Below are 3,068 nucleotides of genomic sequence, written 5' to 3'. Positions count from 1 at the left end.
GATGCAAAATGCCTGGAACGCATCCTCTTGATAAACATTTATAACATATGGGTAAGCCGTATGCCTTAATAGGGCACGTACGGTTTGATAAGGGGGAAGCCACGAGAGTGGTTTCCCTACTTTATTTATGGAACTATCCGGGGCAGTTTAGTTCAACAAGGAATTAATCTTCATCCTATAGAAATTAGTATCTTGAATTTTAATTTAGATGAGGAAAAGGGGAACTAAATGAATTATAAAGTCATAATAAACATGCCAATATCTAATCATGAAATACCTGAATTAAGAGAACTTGTTGGATGGGGAAGACGAGACAAAGATTTTCCAACCTTATTTAAACGATGTAACTTTTGGGCTGGAGTAAGAAACGAAAATAATAAACTTATAGCATTTGGTTATGTTGCAGGCACGGGATTAGAACATGGTTATATGGAAGACATCATTGTTCATCCTGATTATCAAAAAATAGGAATTGGTGTGGAGTTAGTAAGAAAATTATTAAGAGAGTCTGAACGGTATGGTTTAGAAATTGTTACCTTAACGTATGATCCCAAACATAAAAATTTTTATGAAACTTGTGGCTTTACTCCTTGTTCAGGTGGGGTATGGAAAAAACAGTAATAAACTAAAGGGGCAGTTTAGTTGAAGATGGAACCACCCATTTTTTAGCAATTCACTTAAGTTCGATGGCCAACCGGGATACCGAAGATGGCGGGTGTAAACCAATTAGAACGTGATCTTATCCGTATGCGGCAGCGTGAAGGGATTGAACTGGCTAAGAAAGAAGGAAAGTTTAAAGGTCGGTTAAAGAAGTACCATAAAAATCATGCAGGAATGAATTATGCAGTAAAGCTTTATAAAGAGGGAGATATGACTGTAAATCAAATTTGTGAAATTACAAATGTGTCTAGGGCCTCATTATATAGAAAGCTATCGGAAAGGAACAGTTGATGAGTTATACCAAAAATCGGAAATATATAATAGAAAATAAATTCCATATAGAGGTGGAATTATATGCCTAAAATTGACAATATGTTAGCAATTCTATGGATGCTTCGTTCAGGTGAAAAAATTACTGCAAAACAAATTTCAGAAAAGTTAGAGATGAATATAAGGACTGTGTATCGTTATATTGATACAATTTCAACAAGTGGCGTACCTATAATTTCAGAACCAGGACATAACGGTGGATACACTTTATTGAACAATTTTATTGAGGCTCCTCTTTTTTTTGATTTTGAGGAGCAAACTTCACTATTTCACGCTGCTGTTTTTGCAGAAGAAGCCGGATATTATGGAAGTGAAGCACTAAATAGGGCCATTTCAAAACTAAGTAAATACTCAAATCAAGAGCAGGAAACAAAGATAAACCAACATTTAACTAGTCTTGAAGTAATAAGTCGATTAAGTTCAATCTCTATGGAACCTTTTTTGAAGGAGTTGGAGCAGGCCGTAGCTGACGGGTACTCAGTAAAAATTCTTTACCATAAAAGTGGCGAAAAGCAATTAAATTATAGATTGGTCGATCCGTACAGAATTATCTATTGGAATAATAAGTGGTATGTGATTGGATTTTGTCATCTTAGGGATGATATCCGTAGTTTTAGAGTAGATCGAATTGAAAGTCTAATGCTAACCGAAAATAAGTTTAACCGGCCAGAAAATTTTTCAGCACGTGACTTTTTTATGAAAAACCTCCTTCCAACTATAGAAGTTAAGGGAGGGGATACTTCTTTAGTTATTAATGGGAATACAAGGACGTTAGGAGATATTTGCCAACATTGGTTTTTAGGACATTATTTACAAGAACGGACTTCAAATCAAGCAGTATTTCTTCTTGAAAAGGATATGATACATACATATGTACCTTATTTACTTTTACCGTACGGTAAATCTATTCAAGTTATTGAGCCAATAAGTCTAAAGAAAAGACTTATTGAAGTTCTGTCGGAATTAATAAAATTTCATCAAGTATGATAACTTCCCTGACGTTAGCTGTCAGGGAAGTTATATTATAATTGGCTATATCAATTGTGATTGGGAGTGTTATTGGATGCAAACAAAAAAAGTTTATCTATATGTATTTAACACAATGTCAGACTGGGAATATGGATATTTAATTGCCGAACTAAACACAGGAAGATATTTCAAAAAAGATATAGCACCTTTAAAAGTAGTTACAGTAGGAGCTAATAAAGAAATTATTACTACGATGGGGGGACTGAGCATAAAACCAGATATTCCCCTTGATGAGTGTACTCTTGAGAGTAAAGATCTTTTAGTTTTGCCTGGAGGGAATACTTGGGGAGAAGTTATTCATCAACCAATCATGAAAAAAATTGGCGAAGCTTTAAAGCTTGGCACTATTGTTGCTGCAATTTGTGGTGCAACTGAGGCCCTTGCGAATATGGGATACCTAGATTCTAGAAAGCATACAAGTAATAACTTAGAGTATATTAAAATGGTTTGTCCTAATTATAAAGGAGAAAAGTTTTATGAGATGGGACCTGTGGTATCTGGTGAGAATTTGGTTACTGCATCAGGAGTAGCTCCACTGGAATTTGCGATGGAAGTACTGAAAAAATTAGATGTATTTGCACCAGATACATTACATTCATGGTATAATCTAAATAAGACTCACAAACCTGAATACTTCTTCCAGTTAATGAATTCAATAAATAGATGAGCTAAAAAAAGCAGATTTATATTAGTTTAAATAATTACCATGCTTTAGACAATGTCAAAGCATGGTTTTTGAATATAACTTAAAAATGCTTATGGAGTAATGAAAAAGCCCAATTTCTCTTAATTAACGGTGAAGTTGGGCTTTTTAGTATTGAAAATTCCTTAACGTTGTAAATCCGCATTTTCCTGACGGTACCCCTAATTGTATTCCTTATGGAACTACGGGTGCGTTCGTATTATAAGGTTAGCCAGTTTTTAAACTGTACCCTATAGAGTAGACACTAAAAAAAGGTCTGCTCTATAGGGTACTTTTATGTATAATGAAAAAAATGGGAGAATCGGAGAACAATTAAATGCCAAAAAAACTCTTTACTGAGAAAGAA

3 protein-coding genes and 1 pseudogene are annotated in these 3,068 nt (G+C 34.3%); all 4 read left to right on the top strand.

Annotated features, from left to right (window positions below; translation table 11 throughout):
• Positions 1 to 228: 228 nt before the first annotated feature.
• The 4 genes and pseudogenes from N0M92_RS28915 (at position 229) to N0M92_RS28900 (ending at position 2,686) form a co-directional block, all read left to right on the top strand.
• On the top strand, positions 229 to 621 hold the full coding sequence (locus N0M92_RS28915; RefSeq protein WP_260289004.1) for a GNAT family N-acetyltransferase: 393 nt from the start codon (positions 229 to 231) through the stop codon (positions 619 to 621).
• A 78-nt stretch (positions 622 to 699) separates the two neighbouring features.
• Positions 700 to 951 (top strand): annotated as a pseudogene (locus N0M92_RS28910) (recombinase family protein); the annotation flags it as partial.
• A gap of 63 nt (positions 952 to 1,014) precedes the next feature.
• A complete protein-coding gene (locus N0M92_RS28905; protein ID WP_260289003.1) occupies positions 1,015 to 1,977 on the top strand; it encodes a helix-turn-helix transcriptional regulator in 963 nt (320 codons plus the stop codon).
• 76 nt (positions 1,978 to 2,053) lie between these two features.
• The gene (locus tag N0M92_RS28900) at positions 2,054 to 2,686 is read left to right on the top strand and encodes a type 1 glutamine amidotransferase family protein (RefSeq protein WP_260289002.1); all 633 of its coding nucleotides are present in this window, start codon (positions 2,054 to 2,056) and stop codon (positions 2,684 to 2,686) included.
• The last annotated feature ends 382 nt before the right edge of the window (positions 2,687 to 3,068 follow it).

This window comes from Peribacillus aracenensis (assembly GCF_025175645.1).
GTDB classification, from domain to species: domain Bacteria; phylum Bacillota; class Bacilli; order Bacillales; family DSM-1321; genus Peribacillus; species Peribacillus aracenensis.
Note: the sequence above shows the minus strand (reverse complement) of the source record. Positions and strands in the feature narration are given on the sequence as shown.